This window comes from Kitasatospora sp. NPDC017646 (genome assembly GCF_044329365.1).
Taxonomy (GTDB): domain Bacteria; phylum Actinomycetota; class Actinomycetes; order Streptomycetales; family Streptomycetaceae; genus Kitasatospora.
Genome location: NZ_JBIRJC010000116.1, coordinates 1 through 3,422, shown reverse-complemented (window position 1 = coordinate 3,422; position 3,422 = coordinate 1). Strand labels below are relative to the sequence as shown.

Here is a 3,422-nt window from a genome sequence, read left to right as displayed (position 1 = left end):
CAGGGATGGCCTGCTATTAGCCGGGCGAACGGCTGCTTCGCCGGCACCGGCCTTGCTCTGGAGGACTGACCGACATCACGCTTTTAAGTTCAGTAGCTACGGTTGCCCAGCCCCTCGAACTCCAGGGTGTCGACAAAAAACATGGCGTGACTCCTCTCCGGGCTGGCGTACCCGGGTAATTCCGTTTCGGGAAGCCGTCGCCGAAGCTCCGGAACCGTTGCGCCACTCCGAACCGCTCGCGATATCCGCGGTTCTCATTTCCTGGGCCATTGCGCAAACGGTCACCGTCTGGAATGGCGGTGGCGAATTTTCCGGAGACGGCGGGCGGACGGCGTATCCGGCCGGCCTCATGCCGGCGGACGTATGCGACGGTTATCTTCCGATTTTGCTTTCGTCAGCCCTCGCGCACCGCATCTGCGACGCGATCGCCGTTGTTCTCGGCGCTTTCGCTCCCGGGAAGGACGACCGGCAGCCCCGCTGCTTCCCACGCCTCAAGGCCGCCCGCCACGCTGTAGACGGAAGACCGGCCCGCGCGGATCGCCTGCATGCCGCCCTGCGCGCTGCGGTTGCCTGTGCGGCAGACGAAGGCCAGTGGGCCGTCAGGCAGATCCGACAGCGACGCTGGCAATGTGCTGAGCGCGGCGTGGACGGCGCCGGCCGGGTGACGCGCTGCCCATTCATCGTCTTCACGGACATCGACCAGTGTGAGTTGCCCATTCTCGGCGCGGCGACGCGCCTCAACAGGAGACAGGTCAGCGGGCATGCGACCGTCGCCGGAACTCAGGCTCTGCGTGGGCAGGACCGTCCGGATCGCCTCGTAGTTCGAGGCATGGACGACGGCTATCTGCTGTCCCATCATCGGGCAGACATTCATTGCCTCTTCCCAGTGACGGGTGGACTCCCATTCCGCCACGTTGACGAGAGGGAATTTACTCCCCGGAACGATCGTGCGGAACATGTACGTCCGAATGAAACCGGGCTGCGCCGCCATCACCTCCGCAGCATCCTGCCATGCGGCGAGATAAGAGGCTTCCTTCTCCTCGCCGATCTCGATCGGAATGATCACGACGTGGCGATTTTCCATCTGCTGCTTCCTCAAACATTTCAACTACCGGCATGCCGCTCGAGCCGGAGGAATTCCCAACGAATGCGGGAACACGACCGAGTTCTGGAGATGCCGGCTTTCAGTTGGGGGCCGGAACCATCTGGACGTAGCTTGCACACACGTATCCGCAGGCGACGAATCCTCTTGCTGGACTGGCAAGATGCTCGGCGTGGTCCGGGGCCGTCGGCCGACCGGCGAGCCATCCCCGGCGGCGAGTGCCAGCGCGTCTTGCCAGGACAGCATGAACCGTTGCGGCATCCGTGGCGCCGCCGCACGCTGACGGCATGAGCGAGTTCGAGTTGATACGAGATGGTGAACAGGCCTGGGACGTCGTGGTGGTCGGGGGTGGGACCGCCGGCCTTTCCGGGGCTTTGAATCTGGCCCGGGTGCGCCGGTCGGTTCTGGTGATCGACAAGGGTGAGCCCCGTAATGCTCCGGCTGCCGGCGCCCATGGTGTGCTCGGCCGCGAGGGCATCTCTCCTCTGGAGCTACTGCGGCTCGGGCGCGAGGAGGTCGCTTCGTACGGCGGTCGTGTCGTTTCGGGGCAGGTCACGCGGATCTCCCGGGACGGCGCGGGCTTCCGGGTTGTCACCGAGGACGGGCAGCACCTACGGACACACAGAGTGCTGGTGACCACTGGTTTGGTCGATGTGCTGCCGGACGTGCCAGGGCTGGCCGAACGGTGGGGGCGGGACGTGCTGCACTGCGTGTACTGCCACGGCTGGGAAGTCCGGGACAAGGTCATCGGGGTGCTCGGCAACTTCCACCAGGCACTGTTGTTCCGTCAGATGTCCAAGGACGTCACGCTGTTCCTGCACACCGCAACGGAACTGACCGACGAACAGTGGGAGCAGCTGGCTGCTCTCGGTGTCGGCGTGGTCGACGGTGAGGCCACCGGGCTCGAGGTCGACAGTCAGGACCAGCTGGCGGGCGTGCGGCTGGCATCGGGAAAGGTGGTGCCGGTCCAGCAACTGGTGGTCGCCCCCCGGTTCGTCGCGCGCACGGGTTTCCTGCGCGAGCTGGGCGTGACGATGCAGGAACACCCCATGGGCCTGGGGGAGCAGCTCCAGGTGGACGCCTCCGGGTTCACCGGAGTGCAGGGCGTGTGGGCCGCGGGGAACGTCAGCGATGTACTGGCCGGGGTTCCCGCCGCGGCAGCAGCCGGCACCACCGCGGCCGCCGCGATCCACATGGACCTGCTGAAGGCCGACGCGGAAGCCGCCGCCCGTGCGGCGAAGGACGGTGAAGTGTTCAGCGGGGCGATGGAGGCCGAGGTGTCGCGGCGGGTGCAGGGCAGCCGTGCGCACGGACTGGGCTCCCTCCCCGGCGGGAACTGAGCCCTTGGCGCGACCGGGTCAGGTGGCGCGGACCCGGAGGTGGGCCCGTTCTCCCTGGCGTCCAAGCAGGATGAGAAGTTCAACGGCCTGGTCGCCGTCGGCGCCAATCCAGTGCGGCACGTGCGTGTCGAACTCCGCGGCCTCGCCCGGCTTGAGGCTCAGGCTCTGCTCGCCCAGCAGCAACCTGAGCCGTCCGGCGAGCACATAGAGCCACTCAAAACCGTCGTGAGTCTGCAGCTCCGGCTCGCTCTGGGACGTGGGTGAAATGAGAAGCTTATAAGCTTGGGCGCCGCCAGGATCGCTCAGCGGCACCAACGTCATGCCTCCCCGGGTCACCGGGCGCAGGTGAATGCGCGGGTCTCCCGTACGGGGCGCGCCCACGAGATGGTCGAGGGGCACCGCGTACACCTCGGCGAGTGGCAGCAGCAGCTCCAAAGTCGGCTTGCGACTGCCGCCCTCCAGACGAGACAGCGTGCTCTCGCTGATTCCGGTCCGCCGGCCAAGCTCAGCCAGGGTGATCCCCCGCCGGCGACGCAGCTCCCGCAGACGGGGCCCGACCGCATCCAGAACGTCCTTCTTCGCGCTGTTCACACCCTGATACTGCCCGAGACGGCAAGGCCCCTTCCAATTCGAGTCCGAGCAGCAACTGAGCAGTCCGCGACGGTGACGTTCGGCGAGCGGCTCGACCCGGAGGTGCTGGCGCAGGCATTGGAGATCGCCAAGGCCTGCGCGGTGTTCCTCGCGGTGGGGACCACCGATTACGGGACAGAGCCGACGACGGCGGGCGGCAAGTCCCTGACCCGGGCCATGGACTCCCTTGGCCGACTCCTCTCCTACACGGACGCCGATGGCGCCACCCCCACGGAGTTCGACCGGTACGGAAAGCCAGTGAGGAGTTTTCATCCTGAGAACCGCAGTTCACGGGGGCTGGCGTGAGTTGGAGGCGGGGTGCTCGGGCTGGTCGGGGGCGTGATCGCGGT

The 3,422-nt window shown here is 66.8% G+C and carries 3 protein-coding genes and 1 pseudogene; 2 read left to right on the top strand and 2 right to left on the bottom strand.

Annotation, left to right across the window (positions count from 1 at the left end):
* Nucleotides 1-394: 394 nt before the first annotated feature.
* Nucleotides 395-1,084 carry a rhodanese-like domain-containing protein gene (locus ACH4J0_RS42935; RefSeq protein WP_396246624.1) on the bottom strand — a complete coding sequence of 230 codons (690 nt, stop codon included), beginning with the start codon at nucleotides 1,082-1,084 and terminating at the stop codon, nucleotides 395-397.
* A 305-nt stretch (nucleotides 1,085-1,389) separates the two neighbouring features.
* Here ACH4J0_RS42935 and ACH4J0_RS42930 point away from each other — a divergent pair, with 305 nt between their 5' ends.
* Entirely contained in the window at nucleotides 1,390-2,442 is a 1,053-nt protein-coding gene (locus tag ACH4J0_RS42930; protein ID WP_396246623.1) for an NAD(P)/FAD-dependent oxidoreductase, read from the top strand.
* Nucleotides 2,443-2,460: 18 nt separating this feature from the next.
* On the opposite strand, the gene ACH4J0_RS42925 is transcribed toward ACH4J0_RS42930, so the two are convergent.
* Complete coding sequence (locus ACH4J0_RS42925; protein ID WP_396246622.1) at nucleotides 2,461-3,033, bottom strand: helix-turn-helix domain-containing protein; 573 nt, start codon at nucleotides 3,031-3,033, stop codon at nucleotides 2,461-2,463.
* 63 nt (nucleotides 3,034-3,096) lie between these two features.
* On the opposite strand from ACH4J0_RS42925, the pseudogene ACH4J0_RS42920 reads away from it, so the two are divergent.
* Nucleotides 3,097-3,198 (top strand): annotated as a pseudogene (locus tag ACH4J0_RS42920) (NAD-dependent deacetylase); the annotation flags it as partial.
* Between the last annotated feature and the right edge of the window lie 224 nt (nucleotides 3,199-3,422).

Bases quoted from the DNA above. Each gene is read 5' to 3' on its own strand.
- ACH4J0_RS42930 (WP_396246623.1), top strand. From the start codon at position 1,390: ATGAGCGAGTTCGAGTTGATACGAGATGGTGAACAGGCCTGGGACGTC.
- ACH4J0_RS42935 (WP_396246624.1), bottom strand. From the start codon at position 1,084: ATGGAAAATCGCCACGTCGTGATCATTCCGATCGAGATCGGCGAGGAG.